The 16,976-nt window shown below is 45.9% G+C and carries 13 protein-coding genes; 10 read left to right on the forward strand and 3 right to left on the reverse strand.

Features of this window, described 5'->3' with window-relative positions:
* Positions 1-338: 338 nt before the first annotated feature.
* Positions 339-1,475, reverse strand: a complete 1,137-nt coding sequence (locus UNITIG_RS18810) for a hypothetical protein (RefSeq protein WP_101759891.1) — start codon at positions 1,473-1,475, stop codon at positions 339-341.
* 224 nt (positions 1,476-1,699) lie between these two features.
* Here UNITIG_RS18810 and UNITIG_RS18815 point away from each other — a divergent pair, with 224 nt between their 5' ends.
* The 8 genes from UNITIG_RS18815 to UNITIG_RS18850 all read left to right on the forward strand — a co-directional run bounded on the left by UNITIG_RS18815 (position 1,700) and on the right by UNITIG_RS18850 (position 11,132).
* The gene (locus UNITIG_RS18815; RefSeq protein ID WP_101759892.1) at positions 1,700-2,728 is read left to right on the forward strand and encodes an HDOD domain-containing protein; all 1,029 of its coding nucleotides are present in this window, start codon (positions 1,700-1,702) and stop codon (positions 2,726-2,728) included.
* 10 nt (positions 2,729-2,738) lie between these two features.
* The gene (locus tag UNITIG_RS18820; RefSeq protein WP_200821381.1) at positions 2,739-3,128 is read left to right on the forward strand and encodes an MOSC domain-containing protein; all 390 of its coding nucleotides are present in this window, start codon (positions 2,739-2,741) and stop codon (positions 3,126-3,128) included.
* Between the two features lie 125 nt (positions 3,129-3,253).
* On the forward strand, positions 3,254-3,895 hold the full coding sequence (locus UNITIG_RS18825; RefSeq protein ID WP_235015505.1) for a cupin domain-containing protein: 642 nt from the start codon (positions 3,254-3,256) through the stop codon (positions 3,893-3,895).
* A gap of 115 nt (positions 3,896-4,010) precedes the next feature.
* On the forward strand, positions 4,011-4,970 hold the full coding sequence (locus tag UNITIG_RS18830; protein ID WP_101759893.1) for a DUF523 and DUF1722 domain-containing protein: 960 nt from the start codon (positions 4,011-4,013) through the stop codon (positions 4,968-4,970).
* A gap of 11 nt (positions 4,971-4,981) precedes the next feature.
* Positions 4,982-6,397, forward strand: a complete 1,416-nt coding sequence (gene phrB / locus UNITIG_RS18835) for a deoxyribodipyrimidine photo-lyase (protein ID WP_101759894.1) — start codon at positions 4,982-4,984, stop codon at positions 6,395-6,397.
* Positions 6,398-6,545: 148 nt separating this feature from the next.
* Positions 6,546-7,361, forward strand: a complete 816-nt coding sequence (locus UNITIG_RS18840; protein ID WP_101759895.1) for a transporter substrate-binding domain-containing protein — start codon at positions 6,546-6,548, stop codon at positions 7,359-7,361.
* A 331-nt stretch (positions 7,362-7,692) separates the two neighbouring features.
* On the forward strand, positions 7,693-9,420 hold the full coding sequence (locus UNITIG_RS18845; RefSeq protein WP_101759896.1) for a diguanylate cyclase: 1,728 nt from the start codon (positions 7,693-7,695) through the stop codon (positions 9,418-9,420).
* Positions 9,417-11,132 carry a diguanylate cyclase gene (locus UNITIG_RS18850; RefSeq protein WP_101759897.1) on the forward strand — a complete coding sequence of 572 codons (1,716 nt, stop codon included), beginning with the start codon at positions 9,417-9,419 and terminating at the stop codon, positions 11,130-11,132. The genes UNITIG_RS18845 and UNITIG_RS18850 overlap by 4 nt, the downstream gene beginning before the upstream one ends.
* 66 nt (positions 11,133-11,198) lie before the next feature.
* Here the strand turns inward: UNITIG_RS18850 and UNITIG_RS18855 are convergent, their stop codons facing one another.
* Positions 11,199-13,097, reverse strand: a complete 1,899-nt coding sequence (locus UNITIG_RS18855; RefSeq protein ID WP_101759898.1) for an acetyl-CoA hydrolase/transferase C-terminal domain-containing protein — start codon at positions 13,095-13,097, stop codon at positions 11,199-11,201.
* A gap of 278 nt (positions 13,098-13,375) precedes the next feature.
* Positions 13,376-14,473: an AraC family transcriptional regulator gene (locus tag UNITIG_RS18860; protein WP_101759899.1), complete on the reverse strand. Its 1,098-nt coding sequence runs from the start codon at positions 14,471-14,473 to the stop codon at positions 13,376-13,378.
* A 365-nt stretch (positions 14,474-14,838) separates the two neighbouring features.
* Here UNITIG_RS18860 and UNITIG_RS18865 point away from each other — a divergent pair, with 365 nt between their 5' ends.
* Positions 14,839-15,738, forward strand: coding sequence for a glutathione S-transferase family protein (locus tag UNITIG_RS18865; protein WP_101759900.1), 900 nt, complete (start codon positions 14,839-14,841; stop codon positions 15,736-15,738).
* Positions 15,739-16,318: 580 nt separating this feature from the next.
* Positions 16,319-16,960, forward strand: a complete 642-nt coding sequence (locus UNITIG_RS18870) for a hypothetical protein (RefSeq protein WP_101759901.1) — start codon at positions 16,319-16,321, stop codon at positions 16,958-16,960.
* Positions 16,961-16,976 lie beyond the last annotated feature (16 nt).

Here is a 16,976-nt window from a genome sequence, read left to right on the forward strand (position 1 = left end):
TACCACTTAATAGCTATCGACCAAGTATTGATCAGCTTGAGCAAAATACAGCCTAGTAAATGTACCTAGGATATATGTATACATACGTACCAGAAGAAATAGGGAGGCAAAGCTAGTCAAAGGTATGGCTAGCAAAAGTAAGATAGACAGCGTACCACTTGTAGTTTTGATCATTCGGCACACCTTTAGTAAAGGGTTATTGACTAGTATAGGCTAAATTTTGAACATGCCAAGAAAACAGAACCGATTGATTGTTTATTTTACTCGCTGAATAACGACAAAAAAACGGGCTGATAAGCCCGCCTTTTCTCTAAACAATAGCCTCTAACTGCCATCACTCATTCAGCGCCATCAAAAAAGTCTTTAAATCCGGAGGTGGTATGACGGCCAATAACGATACTTTCCAGTGTGCCTATCCCTTGCCTAGTAACACCTTTAGAGTCTTTCATCGTCGCTTTTATCACCTGATGGGTGTGCAAAAACTGATAATCCAGCTCATTAACGTCGCTGAAATTCCACTCCTCACGCCCCGTTTCCAGCTCGCCCTTCCAGTAAGCGTGACCCCACTCAAAATGGTTATAGCCGATACCCAGCATATAAAAACGCTGAATAGGCTCGGCACTCACATTCCAGCTATTGCCGTCTTTGTCCTCATAGTGCATCTGTGCGGCAGCAGCCCGGCGTGTACCCTTATTCCAGGTTATCGTATGTTTTGCCTCGGTCATCTTGATCACCCCGGGTTCTTCCAGCGCGGGGATATCATCAGGGTTATCGTACAACGGTACTAAATCAGCACTGACCTGCGTCGGGTGACCGTCACGGTCCTCGAAAGTACCGAACTGGGTGGCCACATCGCCAAAATTGACCGGGCTCCACACCCAATACACACCAGGATCATTATTCAGTAAGCCCGGCGCGCCACCGGCAGGCTCACCCACTGGCCGTACTCCCCAGGATTTATCCCGAGTACCTATGGCGCGTTTAACCTCATAGCGCTTGCCATCAATGCTGAAAAAACCTTCCCAATACCCCATCTGGGTAAAACGGGAGTTATTCATGATCACATGGCCATCATCGTACATCAGGTTCTTGGGTTCTTCGTGGGCGATAGAGCAAGCGGTAAACAATAACTCGCATTCAATATTGTGCTCATTGGGCGCAAGGCTAACTTTAATCGCGCGCATCGGTGTGACGATCTCTATTGATAACGGCCCGACTACGGTTTCGCCGCGCTCCTTGGGTGCCCGGCGAGAGCCATGAAACGCGTATTGCTTATCACCTATTGCTACGCTGAAATGGCCATCCATCACCCGGCGATTGGGATAGAGGCCAAAACCAATTTCAAATATCCAATCACCGTCAGGCTGGATACCATTGAACCAATAGCGATCATAAAAGTTGCGGTCACTTTGCGACGGCTCAGCAATCGGCTGGCTGGTTTGATGAATACAATAATCGTCGAAACTGGTAATCATGGCGCACCCCTTAAGAATTCCATTGTTATAAATGACGTTGCTAGCAGTGATAGTGCGCCAAGTTTAATAGTAGCTACTATGGTTATACAACCGCACACACCGATCCTGACCAATATTTAACCTTAGCGATAAATCAGTATCACGCCACCATCTGGCGTAATCGCAGCTATAATCAATCTACTTTCACATTTCACTCCCCCACAACGAAGAGATCAGTAGGCACAATGGCAGGATTACTCACTCGTTTTCGGTCCGTTTTCGGTTCCAATAACACTCGCAACAATGACAGCAACCCCCTCCCTCCTACTGGCGATAGTATCGAGGTCTGCCACCCCAGTACCTTCAGCATACTGACCGCCCAGTATGGTTTTTATAGCACCATCCTCGGCAATATTGATGATCAAAAACCGCTGAGTCTACCGCAGAAGTTAGTATTAACCGTGGTGGAAAAAAGCCTGGCCGATCAGCAAAAGCGAATTAAAGCGGTGCCACGGCTACCCTCGGTGATCCCAAGATTGTTGCAGAGTTTGCGTGATCCGAAGTCCTCTGCCACACACTATGTACAAATTATTAATAAAGACCCGGCGATGAGTACCGCTGTATTGAAACTCGCCAATAGCGCGTATTTCAACCCCATTGGTAAACGCATCACCAGCATCGAAACGGCCGTAGTCAAACTGGGCATCGAAGGCTTGCGTACGGTGTTATCAGCAGCCGTGATGCAGCCGGTGATTCAACGAAAATCCTATTATTACACCGAGTTCGGCCACAAACTGTGGACGCATGCTTTATGCTGCGCGGTTGCTTGTGAACAGATTGCCAAGCAACGCGGTCTTGAACCCTTTAAGGCTTATTTATTAGGTTTAGTCCACGACATTGGCAAGATCACTATCTTTAGTGAATTAAGTTCACAGTTTCAACTCAATCAAAATCAGGAACAAAATAAACCTGGCTACGCAGCATTTGCGCCGCTGATGCAATCTACTTCCGAAACTTTAAGCCATACCGTTGCCAAGGACTGGTCTCTGCCTGAAGAAATCTGCTCGGCACTGGCGCAACAAATTAATCTCACCGCTGGTAAGCACATCGGCCCCTATGCCCATATACTCTATCAAGCCAATTTAATTTGCGAAATTTATGCAATAGCAAAACAGGATGACACGCAAATGCCAGCAGCAGAACAAGCGCTGCAGGATATGGCATTGCCCGATAACTTATTTAAGCTATTAGATTCTATTAGCGTGCAACTTTAACTGAATCGCCATGAGTATTTTAGAAGGAATTGCCATTCGCAAACAGTCCAAAGGCGCAATGGTGCTATTACCACAAAGCCCAATTACCCAAGCATGTGGTGTCGCTAATGACCTGCGTGGCAAGCCGGGTAAACGTCAGGTAACCGTGCTCTCTGCACGCAGCTGGCAGCAAGCCTGTGCAGAGATAAATATCGAACTGCCCTGGCAAGTGCGCCGTGCCAATCTATTGGTCACTGAACTCGAGTTTTCCGCCGCCGATGTTGGTAAGACCTTGTGTATAGGCGCTGTTCGCTTACGCATCACCCGCCAGACTGACCCCTGTCACTGGATGGATAAAGCCCAACCCGGCTTACGACAAGCACTCACGCCACACTGGCGGGGGGCGTTTGTTGTCAGGTAATCAATGATGGCGAAGTCAAACTTGGTGATCAGGTAACACTGGAAGATTGAACCCGGCCCCTTTATTCAGTAATGCCGCTTGCCAATGACTTAATTTATTTGCTTGAGATCAACAGCATGATCAATATGGATTTTAGCCAACGCGTGGTTATCAACACTCATCATCAGGACTGGGTGGCCAGCCCTAAAGCTGGCGTTTGGCGTAAACCACTCGCTCGTGAAGAAGCTGAACGCGGTCACGCGACTTCAATAGTGCGCTACGATGCGGGCGCCCGTTTTCATCCGCACGACCACCCTTTAGGCGAAGAAATTCTAGTATTGGAAGGCACGTTTTCTGATGACACTGGCGACTATAACGCCGGCACCTATTTTCGCAATCCAGAGGGTTTTCGCCACGCGCCTTTTAGTGAAGATGGCTGCACCATACTAGTCAAACTCCATCAATTTCATACCGGCGACAATCAGCACGTGGTTATAGATACTCGCAGCGCCAATTTTGTCCCTGGACAAGGTAATTTACAGGTTTTACCACTGCATCAATTTAACGCTGAATCTGTCGCATTAGTCCGCTGGCCTGCCGGCGAAAAATTTTTGCCCCATCGACATTATGGCGGTGAAGAAATCTATGTCCTCAGCGGCGAATTAAAAGATGAACTAGGCAGCTACCCAGCAGGCAGCTGGATTCGTAGCCCTCACCTCAGCGAACACCACCCCTTTGTTGAAGAAGACACCCTAATCTGGGTAAAAGTAGGCCACCTACCCGTATAAATACCTCAGAATAATGTTATCCAAACGCTAGTACCCAGTTACCAATAAGCTCGCTATTATCTGGTCCAAAGTAGCTAGCGCTGCGTAAGTATGTTGTGTACCAGAGGAATCAGTCATGACGCATACATCTAGCAAACCGGTAATTGGCATCGGTGCCTGCCTGGTAGGACAGCCAGTCCGCTATAACGGCGACAGTAAACGCCAAAACCCTCATATAGAAGCACTGAAAAACCATCTTCAATTCAATAGCTTTTGTCCGGAAGTCGCCATTGGTCTAGGTGTTCCCAGAGAAACTATTCGCCTGGTAGGGGAATTAGCAACAGTACAATTAATGGATAGCAATACCCAGTCAATTGACTATAGCGAGCCAATGAAAAATTACGCAGCCAAGATTAGCAAGCAACATGGCGATTTGGCAGGTTACATTCTGGTAAAAGGCTCCCCAAGCTGCGGATACGATCGGGTAAAGCGCTACAACCAACAAGGTAATGTAGCCGGTCATGATGCCATGGGGTTATTTGCCCAGGCACTACAACAAAAAGACCCGCTATTGCCTATGGAGGAGGACGGCCGTTTACATGACCCCGCGCTAAGAGAAAACTTTATCAGCCGCGTCTATGCCTATCATGATTGGAAACAATGTATCAATAACGGAGTAAGCCATCGCCAGCTCATTGAGTTTTGGGCACGCTACAAATATTTAGTGATGGCCCACCACATCAGCAACTACCAAAAAATTGGCAGGCTGTTAGCCAATAATAATTATCAATCAATTGATCAACTGGCCGCTGAATTTATTCACTTGTTAATGCAATCGTTGACGGTATTAGCCAGCCGAAAATCACGCAGCAACGTACTGGAACATATCCGCGGATACTTGAAAAAACAGCTGGATAGTAACGACAAAAACGAGTTAAGCCAATTGATCAATCAATATCGCGATGGCACCGTACCTTTAATCGTACCACTGACATTACTGCGCCATCATTTCAAACATCATCACCACAGTTATATCGATCAACAGGTTTTTTTTCACCCCTACCCTGAGCAACTGAGTCTTCGCAATACTTTATAGGTTAACTATTAATGACGAATAAGTTAGTTTGGTTTCGACAGGATTTGCGCGTCGATGACAACACGGCGCTGAGCAAGGCCTGTGAAAATCCAGACGATCATATTTATGCTTTATTCATCGCCACCCCGGGCCAATGGCAATTGCATGATATGGCACCACGTCGCGAACATTTTATCCGTGCGCATGTAAACGCGTTACGTTCAAAACTTGAAAAAATTAATATCCAATTACTGTATTTTGAAACCCCTTTTTTTACTGAGATACCAACGCTCATCGCCAAGCTGATAACTGAGCATAAATTTTCAGCAATTTACGCAAATCACGAATATGGCTGGAACGAAAAAAAACGCGACCAGCATCTTGAAAAAATACTGGCTGCCGGCGACTGTCATTTTCATCGTTATCACGATCAATCCATGCAGGCTCCGGGTTTACTCACTCAAACCGGTAAACCCTATACCGTATTTACCCCCTTTAAAAAACGCTGGCTGGAAAACTGGCGTATCAGCCGTCCCACATTATTGGCAGCACCGGCAAAAAGAAAAGTAGCCCCCACCATAACCTCATCACTATTACCAGCAACCAACACCACTGAGAAATCGCCGCAGTGGCCTATTGGTGAAACTGCGGCTCAGCGACGTTTAACCGAATTTTGCCAACAGCAAATTGATCTGTATAAAAAGCAGCGTGATTTTCCTGACATTGATGGCACCAGCGGTTTATCGCCGTGGTTAGCAGCCGGAGTGCTTTCACCCCGCCAATGTTTAGCAACGGCGCTTGATGCTAATCAAGGTATGTTAACGAGTGGGCAAGAAGGTATAGATTGCTGGATTTCAGAATTAATATGGCGCGACTTTTATATCCACATTCTGGATTGCTTTCCACAAGTCAGTCGCAACAAAGCATTCAAGCCCGCCACTGAAAATATCCAATGGCGAAACAACTCCTCCGACTTCGAGGCATGGTGTAACGGCAACACGGGCTTTCCTATTATTGATGCCGCCATGCGCCAGCTCACGAGCACCGGCTGGATGCACAATCGGTTGCGCATGATTACCGCCATGTTTTTAAGCAAGCAATTATTAATAGACTGGCGCTGGGGCGAGCGGTTTTTTATGCAACATTTGATTGATGGGCATTTGGCCGCCAACAATGGCGGCTGGCAATGGGCCGCCTCAACCGGCACCGATGCGGTGCCCTATTTCAGGATTTTTAACCCTGTTACCCAAAGCCAGCGCTTTGATGCCGAGGGGCATTTCATCCGCCGTTATGTACCGGAATTAGCCAACATCCAGGGCAAAGATATTCATTTACCTCCACCATTAATCCGCGCTAGTCAGGCAGCACAGTATCCCGCACCCATCATTGATTTAAAGTTGGCCAGGGAGGACGCGCTTAGTGCTTATGGCAAGCTTCGCGATAGCTGAATAGGGTAATTTCAATATCAATGCGTCATCACCAGCGTAGGGTGACTACTGAAATTTACACTCCCCAAACCAACGATCGTGATCTACGCTTAATAGAGGGCATCGCTTCATATTCAGGGTGTCTTGATGAATTAACCGAGTCAGGCCTATGCGTTTTTTTATATGCCTATGGATAACAGTTGTTCTTGGTGCCGATACTGCAGCGCAAAGCTCAGTACCCTCCTTCACCATTGCCATGCCCTACTCATCTGAGATTCCACCCTATATATGGCTAGACCGCACTACTGGCAAGCCCGTCGGCAGCATCATTGACAATCATGAGCTAGTCGCGCAAAAACTTGGGTATCACTTACGCTGGCGTCTCTACCACCCCACTCAGGATCAACAGGTATTATTTGAGGAGTTTCAGCGCGGCGAAATTGACATTTTAATCAACAAGCCACCGCCCACCTTCGATGAGGCCAATCTCGTTTTACTCAAACCCAGCATGCCTATGGCAAGCCTGAATGTGTTTACCCCGAGTAACAGCCAACTCGCTCAATTAACCGTTGATGCACTGCCTGATTTTCGAGGCGTCTCTACCACTATGACCACCGCTAGCCTTGATCGGCTGCTAGAAAAACACCCTGTACTTAGCAAAGATCTGCAATTGGTCAGTGCAGAGGATATGCCCTCATCAATCATCGCTATTCAACAGGGTCAAGCCGACTACAGCTTTGCTGAGCGTTCAAGCTTGATCATCGCACTAAGAAACGCCGGGGTAATCGATAACTACCAAATAATGGAACCACCACTGGGATATTTTTTATCCTTCATGTACTACAACCCCCAATCTGATTTCACACAATATGAAAAAGGCTTGCTCGATATTTTTTTCAAGTATCTTAACAATGGCCGGCTGGAGCATATCAAAATACGCAATATGCGCCGCTACATCCGGGAAAATCACGACCGTACTGACTAAAAACATACGCATTTTAACGTTAACGCGTAATGCGCGAATTAATAAACCAAGATTATTAAATATAAATTCACCATTACCTCGGCACATAAAAATTCTATTGCTTGCAGATTATGATGCGGCTTATTAACCCATCCACCTTATAAGCAAGCCACACAAACTAACCACAATAAGTCGAGCACAGGCAGAGGAAATGACCCATTAAACGCTACCTAACAGGTTTTATTAGTCGGTTAACATTGAGACTAAATGGTTAACAGCGCACGACTCACACCCTAATTGAACTATACTGGCCATATTCATGATTAAGTTGTAACCGATGCCTTATTGAGTGATGTATAAACTGATCGACATACTGATAGTATTGACTGTGTTTCTTTTGCACAGCCTTTCCGCTCAGGCCTTTGAAGTAGAGGAAGAATTCTACGAGCTATCCCCGCGGTTTCACTATTTTGTCGATGAAAATGCAAATCTGACCCTGAATGACATCCTCAGCCCCGAAGTACAAACCAGGTTTCAATCCAGTAGCGGTAATCATCCGCAACGGGACAATATTAACGCAGCACTATGGTTGAAATTGGAGCTAACTTTTTCACCATCCAAATTAGATCAGCCGTATATTCTCACCGCTTTAATCAATAACTTTAATGAAATATCTATTTTTCGCCCCAATAACAATGGTCAATACCAAGAGCCTTTTGTAACTGGCAACACCTACCCAGCCAGCCAGCGAGAAATACAATCCAGCCGCTATAGCTTTGAGATTAATCCAAACCAGAACGCACAAACCATCTATATCCGCACCATAGGTTCTATTGATACTTTTCAGCTGCCCTGGATGCTAGTCGAGCATGATCTCTTTGAAGCGAACAGTAGACACTACTGGATTATCAATTTGTTCAGTTTAGGCATATTAATCGGGGTTACAGTGCTCTGCCTGGGTATTGGTGTTATTTTACCCAGCAAAAGTTACCTGGTTTATAGTGCATTTCTAATTTCTGGGCTAGTGTCCTTGAGCAATCTGGACGGCCTGACATTTATGCTGCTGTGGCCGAACACGCCGGCATTGAATGAGTACGCCGTGGATGTGATTAACATCGCCATAGCCATTACCCGGTTCTTAACTATCGTTTTATTTCTGGATATTCGAACCCGCTTCCCGTTGCTGTTCCGCTATTGTTTCGCTTGGATCATTTTTTTAGGAATAACTTTCGTATTTGCCGCTACCACCGGTTTAAAATCGGTTTCAGAAATTTTTGGCGGCATACTGTGGCTGATTTCAATGCTGCTTGGTCTGGGCCTGGTTGCTTTTGGTATTATCCGTAAACTGCCATTAGCGCTTACTTTATTTGTGATACTACTCATTCCCTTATTGGGCAGCCTTTATCAAGCGGCGGTAAGTGTCGGTCTGTTAGAAATTAGCGTGCTAAGCCTACAGAGTGCCAAACTCACTTTTGTCATCCATGCTATTTTATTCTCTGTTTGTCTGGCGCGGCAGATGCAATTACAGATAGAGACCAAACTGATTGCCCAACATGATAATTTGACGGGCCTTCCCCGCTTGGTATTAGCAAAACAATTTTTTCAACACGCCAGGGAGCTAGCCGATGAGCACCAATGGAAGGTGGGTGTGCTGTTTATCGATCTCGATGGTTTTAAGCCGGTGAATGATACGTATGGGCATAAAACAGGGGATATTTTATTAATTGAAGTAGCCGCACGAATCCAGCAATGCTTGCGTGAAGTTGATACCGCAGCACGAATCGGCGGCGATGAATTTATGGTAATTCAAACAGAAGTAAAAGACGATACAGCCTATGAAGTAGTCGCTAAAAATATTCAACAGGTATTATCGCAGCCGTTTCTGATTCACAAACACCACATCAGCATCAGTGCCAGCATCGGCATTGCCTTTTATCCAGACCACGGCAACGACCTGACCGAATTAATGAAACAAGCTGATGGGGCCATGTATCAGGGTAAAAATACAGGTAAAAACCAATACACCATTGCTACAATTGAAGTAAGTGGAAACCCCGACATCGTGGGTGACCATCCATGAGCAACTTGTTCTTATACATTTCACGACTACCGGCGAACAGCTTTTTTTGGCTACTAATGTGTACTTGGCTAATTGGCATACCCGCACAAGCGCTGGATGCCAGCAACAAAAGTTACAATCTGGGTAAAGAGCTGAGCTACTATATTGATGAGGATCAATCCCTTTCCATCGAACAGCTAACTGATAAAAAATCGCCGGTTGAATTTACCAAAGCGAATCAACAAACCCTGCTTCGATTGAAACCTGATACTGTTGTTTGGTTACGGTTGCAAATCAATTTTAGTGAGTCCGAATTACAAGAAAATTATATTCTTACCGCACTTGGCAGTGATTATCAGGAAATTCGCTTGTATAGACCTACCGGGCAAGCTAGCTACAGCGAATATATTACCGGCAATCGCTACCCAGCTGACCAGCGAGAACTACCCGCAGCGCGGTATGGCTTTGTCATTAAACCGCAAGCTGAGCCTATGCTGATCTATATGAGGGTGACCAATAGCTACAATTTTGATCTGGCAAAGTTGCTGCTAATCAAAGAAGATGTGTTCGCTAAAAATGCTGCGATTTATAGTACTATTAACTTTCTCTCCTATGGTGCACTTACCGGAATTTTGCTGTTCAGTGCCGGCATTGGCCTGACCCTTAAAAACAAAAGCTATCTCTATTACAGCCTCTATATTTTATGTGGTTCGTTATCATTAGCTAATTTGGACGGGGTTGGTTTTTATTGGCTGTGGCCGCATAGCCCTGAGCTCAATGAACGATCAATACCAGTCTTTACATTTGCACTCATCATCAGTCGACTGGCCACCATTTATAGTTTTCTTGAGATAAAGACAGCCGCTCCGAAATGGGCGCGACTAACGCGTCGCTGGGTGATAGTGTTAAGTGTACTGTTTATAGGCGCACTATTTGGCATCTTTGATATTCTAACGGCACACGTTATCGGCTTGGCCTGGTTAATTTCAATGTTACTGGGTATCACCTTATCCCTTATTGCTATCAAGCGCGGCGTCTTCTTGGCCTGGCCTTTTTTCTTTGTGCTATTGATACCTGCAATCGGCACCTCAATACAGATAGCTTCCGACCAGGGGTTAATTAATATTGGTGCGTTATCTACCTTAATCGCAAAATTTACATTTATTTTTCATGCATTTTTATTTTCAATTTGTATCGCATTACAAATCAAACAAGAAGAACTCAGCGCCTTTATCGCACAACACGACGACTTAACAAAACTTGAAAATTTGACGCTGATAAAAACGCGATTCGATAAAGCAGTCGCAATAGCACAACGCTATCAATGGCAATTATTAGTATTGTTTATCGACTTGGACAAGTTTAAACCCGTCAATGATACGTTTGGCCACGAAGTTGGCGACCAACTGTTGCAAGCAGTAGCGCAACGTATTGTCGCCATTGCCCGTAACAATGACCTGATCAGCCGCATCGGTGGTGATGAATTTTTAGTGGTACAGACTGAATACCACAAAAAAATAGATATAAAGACTACAGCTGAAAAAATTATTGCTGAATTATCACGCCCCTTCATAATCAACGGTCATACCATTAATATCGGCGCCAGCATTGGCATAGCACAATTCCCCGACCACGGCAGTACTCTGGATGAACTGATGCATGCAGCCGATAAAGCCATGTACAAGGTAAAGGATAGTGGAAGGAATAATATCGCTGTGTTTGGACAAGCCTGAACCGTTCTATAAAAATACGGTTATTTGATTATTAACATTGATATTTTCTATCGCTATTACCTAATATTATGCACGCGTCTCTTGCAAAGCTGCTAATACTAACTGCCGATAAAGCCGCTGCTTAAGTGTTTTCGGCGCAGCCAAATCCATGCGTAGCAAATGCTGATGAAAATGCTCAGCAGCATCGTCATCAACAAGCGCTTTACGTGCTAACTCCAACATAAACCGTGGCTCGGATTTGCTCTTTAACCACGCCAATGCTTTTAACAAGGCCTGCTCCGTAATATTGAAATCAGTACCCAGAGGAAACTCTGGAAAAAACCCTTGCTTTCGCCACTGCTGGTAAATTCCCTGCAAACGCTGCGGTGTATTATTGCAATATACCGATGGAATTTCATAATTCGGGTCAATTTTTAAATGCCTCACCGCTGTTGCCAATAGCTCTTGCTGAAAACGCGAGTCGGTAATATTGAGCAAAGCCTTAATGACTTCACTGTCTGATTTACCTCTAAGGTCCGCAACACCATACTCGGTGATAACAATATCGCGAAGATGGCGAGGTATGGTGGCATGGCCATAACTCCAGACAATATTGGATAAGCATTCACCGCCGCGCTCGCGACAAGCGCGCAATAATAATATCGAGCGTGCGCCTGCTAACTCGTGCGCCTGAGCAACAAAGTTATACTGACCACCAACACCGCTGAGAATACGGCCATCCTCTAACTGATCGGCTACACCCGCGCCCAACAACGTCATTGTAAATGCGGTATTAACAAAGCGGGCGTTTACGCGATGACGACGTTTTTCCAACTCATCACCATGCAGATGATTCACATAGCTGATATTCGTCATGCAAAGTAAATTTCGGACTTCATCATCTAATTGATGTAAACCGTCATAGAGTGCCGTGGGGCCGAGAAAAAAACCGCCATGCAGACAAATATTTTGGCCTCGATAATTAACCTGACGTTTGATTACCCCGCGTCGAAATAACTCAAATAGACCATAGGTGAACATTTCCGAACAACCGTATAAGCCTTTTTCAAAAATATTGTCATCACCAATTTGTGCGCATATCGACGCTGGTGGAAACTGTTCATAGATATCAGCAAGTAACTGTCGATAACTCGTATTATCTTCCTGCCGCAGCAACAATGCGCCGGTTACCGCATCGCCCAATGCACCAATCCCGATTTGCAACGTACCGCCATCCTTCACCAGGCTGGCCGCATGCATGCCGATAAAATGCTCCACCATACCTACCGGCATATTGGGTGTACTGTACAGACGGGTGTGACAGGACTCATCGGCAATCACGACATCAAACATTCCCTCCTGCACCATCGCGTCACTACCCATAAACGGCAACTCATTATGAATCTGCGCTACCGCAATAATGGTCTCGCCTTGCTTACGACGATCCAGCAACAATGGCATCAGATCCAAAGTGACTTCAGGATTGCAACTTAAGCTCAGCTGGCTAACGCCATTCTCTATTCGTTGTGCAACCATTTGCGCAATTACATTCACGCCCCTTGCATTCAAATCACGAGCCACATGGGTGTAATTCGAACTGATGTAATGTTGCTGCACGTAGGGATGGTTTAACTCACTGGCCGGTTCCACAAAAAATTCATGCACAGTGATATTGGCGGGTAGATTATTCCGCCTTGCTGCAGCCAGATAATCGAGCTCGGCATAATCACCGTACACGCGCTCGACAAATGGCGTTAGAAAGCGTTGTTCAAGATCGCTACTCCCTCTTGGCCGGGTAAGCGACAGTGCGGTTAATATTTCCAGCTGAATAGTGCTGTCTTTTAACGCGCGTTGATAAAGTGCGTTGACCAACTGATTGGCCTTACCCAAACCCAACGGCATCGCAAGGATAATATGGTTGTTCGTTGCCACTATGATGTGCTCAACGGCATCTGCGAGGGATAGCTCGGTCGTTCGGTCCGTCATTATAAAAACTCTTCCGCAAAGATTAGCATTCTGACTCTATTCAAGCGCGATGTTAACTCATCAGTAAACCATTGAATATTGTTGGCTGACAAAAATTGTTATTCTACTAACACTAAACACTATAACCTTGCCAATGAATTAACTATCACGATTCAAATCTGTTGAATAAGCTAGTAGAGCATCAAACCAAGGATTTAGAATTGAAAAATAAAGAAGATAATAAAGTAGTCTGGGCCTGTATGATGATCCCCACCACCCAAAAAGCCGATTATCTTTAACTAATTTACTCGCTTATCTCGCCACTGCCTGGGCGAAAAGCCAGTCCAATGACGAAACGCTCGCGAGAACACCGCTGTATCGGCATAGCACAGTGCAGTTGCAATTTCAGCGATGGGTAGCTGCGTTTCGTGTAGCAGCTGCTGAGCAAGTTCAAGCCGGGTTTTGGCGAGTATTTGCTGCATACTGCTACCCTCTTGCTGTAATCGTTGTCGCAGCCGCCGCTCACTGATACCAAATAAACGAGCGACGCTGGCTGAAGAAGTATCCCCACTCAGTAACAATTGTGGCAACATGCGTTGCACTTGCTCGGCAAAAGTTAAAGCGCCTCGATCGTCAATATTATTGATTGTGTTTATCAATGATGTTCGCTGCCTTAGATCCGCACCTTCAACGGCTTGATCTAACCACGAAGAGGCAAATAACACCCCACTCACTTCTGCATTGAAACGTATGTGCGTACCAAAAAATTTTTTATAAGGCCGCTGCACTTTTGGTGGATAATGGGCGAACTGCACCTGCAAGGGTTTCCAACTGGCACCACAAAGTTCAGCAAGTATTTTATAAGCCACCGCCATGGCCAGATCATGCAGATACGTTGCGCCGGTATTACTATGTAATTGGGTGGAATAGCCTAAAAAAACATAATTTGAATCCGATCTCAGTATCACCGGCACCGCAAAACGGTCATGCAAATGCAGATACAACACCAATACCCGCAACGCTTCACCTACCGTAGTGGAGTGACGCATTAAATTACCGATAATGCCAAAATCATCAAGCGAGCAATACTCACCAATTAACAAGCCGATGTCAGTGCGCTGAGTCAGGCTAGCACTACACTCCAGCAATCGATCCAGTGTTCCGCGGGCCATGCGATTATCGGCGTTACTAAATACTGCGGTTTTTATTCCCGCTTTTAGCAACACTTTTTCTGGCGCAACACCTAAATTTTTCAACACTTTTGGCAGCACAATCACTGGGCCAAGCCTCGCCTCACCCGCTGTACTGATAGTCTTTAATGCAAGTGTCACTTGCTCGGAGGAAGCGGCGCGCCTCAAGCTCGACTCAAATGTTTTTCGATCTTTTATCAAAGCCATGTGTCCTACTGTAGGTGCGTTCTCATGTCATAACACGTAATAACGCTAGTGAACTGCGGCGCCCCTAGCCACTACAGCTAAATGTGGAGTTGGTGCTATCTGCCGGTCACTCGATTAAACTCCACGACGATAAGAGTAGCGTATTGGCTATACCAGTCGTGTTTTATCTTTATCGGTTATTGCCGGAATTGCAAAGTTTATTTTGAGGGTAGCGCTACCATATACCCTCACTAGGAAAGTCGTGGCAACTGGCTAAGCTTCTCTATTGTGCTCACTTAAACGACTTTCTGTGTGATTGATTATTTCGCAACATAATTACTGAGCGATTAAACCGCACGCATAGACTGAATTTTGAGGTAACCCATATGAACAATAACAATCTGCTTACCCTGTGGGGATCACCACACTCTCTCTACACCGGTAAAGTTCGCTCCTATCTAATCAAGAAAGGTTTAACCTTTCGCGAGTTACTCCCCGCCAACCCGTATTTTCAAAACGAAATAGTAACAGCGGTACGCTTGATGGTAGTACCTGTCGTGGAAACCGCCGACGGTGAGATTTTGCAAGACAGCACCGCCATTATCGACCAATTGGAACACCGCTACCCTGACAATCCAATGATCCCCGCCACCCCGATACAACGTATCGTCGCGCATTTACTCGATGGTTTCGGCAGCCAGGGCATGCTGCCAGCGGCGATGCATTACCGCTGGAGCTATCGTACCGAGCAGGAACATTTTCTGCGGGCAGAATTTGGACGCACGATTCATCATGGCTCTAACCGGGAACAACGGTTAGCTGCAGGCGCAAGCATGATGGATTATTTCAACGGTTTTCTACCCACCCTGGGCGTGAATAACGATACCATCTCCGCAGTAGAAGCTGCCCACGAAGATCTACTGGACGCACTCGATACTCACTTTCAACATCATCCTTACCTTCTTGGCGGTCACCCCTGCATTGCTGACTTTGGTTTTATGGCACCACTCTATGCACACTTGGCCCGGGACCCAGTACCCTCTGCCTTGATGAAACAACGTGCTCCTAATGTATATCGCTGGACCGAGCGCATGAATCAAGGTCTCATGATTGATGCTGAGTTTTTTGATCACCCGCCAGAATTTTTGGCCGACGACGTCATACCAGAAACGTTAGAACCAATTCTAAAACTCTTATTCGCCGATTGGGGCCGCAACTTATCGCCGATACACAGTTCACCAATAACTGGCTACAGGAAAATAGTGACACAGCAGCAGGGCAAATAGTCGCCAATAACAAGCAACGGGCTACCCACCCCAGCTTGGGACTTATCCGCTACCCATGGCGAGGCGTAACTATTGAGCGTGCCAGCATGCCCTACGGGCTTTGGCATTTTGAACGCGCTATCAGAGCAGCGAGTGAGCTTGGCACTGAAATGCAGAAGCAATTTGATCAACTAGTGCAGCGTGTAGGGGAAGCGAGGTAATGCAGCTAAAACTGGAGCGGAGTTTGCACCGAGAAGATTATGTATTGGTATGGAGTGACTAAGTGTTTTAGACTATCTCTAGCGTCTTTACTCGAAATTAATAAACGAAGATTCGATTAATTATAAATAACCTAAACCAGTAAGCCATCAAAGAATGGCGCCGCTATGATAGGCTGTCATTTTGCTTCAAGCGGTAATCCAATGCGCGTCTTTCTATTTATCTTTCTAGCCTGCAGTCAAATGCAGGCTGTCGCCAATAGCTTCAGCTATGCACATATTGAGGGAACAACCGCCCCCCGTACGGCTGGCTCGATAGCTCGACAGGCAAAACCGATGGCTATCTGACCTATTTATTTGACAGCATCAGCCGAAAACTGGCTATGGACAGCCAGGCTCGTATATTTTCCACCCATTCAACCAATTTACTCGCCACTTACGCCGAGGCCATTCAACAACGTCAACTCGATGTTTTCGTTTTTCCCGCCGTAACACTACCCGACACATTAGCGGTCTATCGCCTACCCAAGCCTGCATTCACTATCCGCAGTGTCATCTATAGCCAACAAATTATTAGTGACTGGCAAGAACTCAAAGGGTTACGTGGCGGTTATTACAGCGTCTCTCAACAAGCCACCATTGGCGGCGCAAGTCCCTTTCATCAATACGCCAAGCAGCATCTTGATATGCAGCCATACCCAACTAACGAAGATTGTGTAAACGCCTTTGTGCGCGGTGATATTGATTATATGGTGGGACTGGAACAACCGATTAAAGCCCTACTGCGGCTAACATCTCCAACGTTGGTCTACCATATTCACCCAGAACCTTTAATCAGTATTCCGGTACATTTGCACATAGCTAACAATTCACCGCTACTCATGCAAGCCAACGCCATTGAGTCACTCATCGAAGAACAACGCCAAAGTGGTCACCGGGAATTAATGCTGAAACGCGCAATGAACAGTTTTATCCACTATCAGCAGCGGCTTAAAAAAACGCCACCAGCGCTGCAATCCAATTAATCCTGCATCCAATATT

Source organism: Oceanicoccus sp. KOV_DT_Chl, from assembly GCF_900120175.1.
In the GTDB taxonomy this organism is placed as follows: domain Bacteria; phylum Pseudomonadota; class Gammaproteobacteria; order Pseudomonadales; family Dasaniaceae; genus Oceanicoccus.

What these genes read in the sequence shown, in the direction of transcription:
- UNITIG_RS18860 (WP_101759899.1), bottom strand. Translation starts at nt 14,473, where the DNA reads ATGGCTTTGATAAAAGATCGAAAAACATTTGAGTCGAGCTTGAGGCGC.
- UNITIG_RS18845 (WP_101759896.1), top strand. Translation starts at nt 7,693, where the DNA reads ATGTATAAACTGATCGACATACTGATAGTATTGACTGTGTTTCTTTTG.
- UNITIG_RS18855 (WP_101759898.1), bottom strand. Translation starts at nt 13,097, where the DNA reads ATGACGGACCGAACGACCGAGCTATCCCTCGCAGATGCCGTTGAGCAC.
- UNITIG_RS18825 (WP_235015505.1), top strand. Translation starts at nt 3,254, where the DNA reads ATGGATTTTAGCCAACGCGTGGTTATCAACACTCATCATCAGGACTGG.
- UNITIG_RS18810 (WP_101759891.1), bottom strand. Translation starts at nt 1,475, where the DNA reads ATGATTACCAGTTTCGACGATTATTGTATTCATCAAACCAGCCAGCCG.
- UNITIG_RS18820 (WP_200821381.1), top strand. Translation starts at nt 2,739, where the DNA reads ATGAGTATTTTAGAAGGAATTGCCATTCGCAAACAGTCCAAAGGCGCA.
- UNITIG_RS18840 (WP_101759895.1), top strand. Translation starts at nt 6,546, where the DNA reads ATGCGTTTTTTTATATGCCTATGGATAACAGTTGTTCTTGGTGCCGAT.
- phrB (WP_101759894.1), top strand. Translation starts at nt 4,982, where the DNA reads ATGACGAATAAGTTAGTTTGGTTTCGACAGGATTTGCGCGTCGATGAC.
- UNITIG_RS18815 (WP_101759892.1), top strand. Translation starts at nt 1,700, where the DNA reads ATGGCAGGATTACTCACTCGTTTTCGGTCCGTTTTCGGTTCCAATAAC.
- UNITIG_RS18865 (WP_101759900.1), top strand. Translation starts at nt 14,839, where the DNA reads ATGAACAATAACAATCTGCTTACCCTGTGGGGATCACCACACTCTCTC.
- UNITIG_RS18850 (WP_101759897.1), top strand. Translation starts at nt 9,417, where the DNA reads ATGAGCAACTTGTTCTTATACATTTCACGACTACCGGCGAACAGCTTT.
- UNITIG_RS18870 (WP_101759901.1), top strand. Translation starts at nt 16,319, where the DNA reads ATGGACAGCCAGGCTCGTATATTTTCCACCCATTCAACCAATTTACTC.
- UNITIG_RS18830 (WP_101759893.1), top strand. Translation starts at nt 4,011, where the DNA reads ATGACGCATACATCTAGCAAACCGGTAATTGGCATCGGTGCCTGCCTG.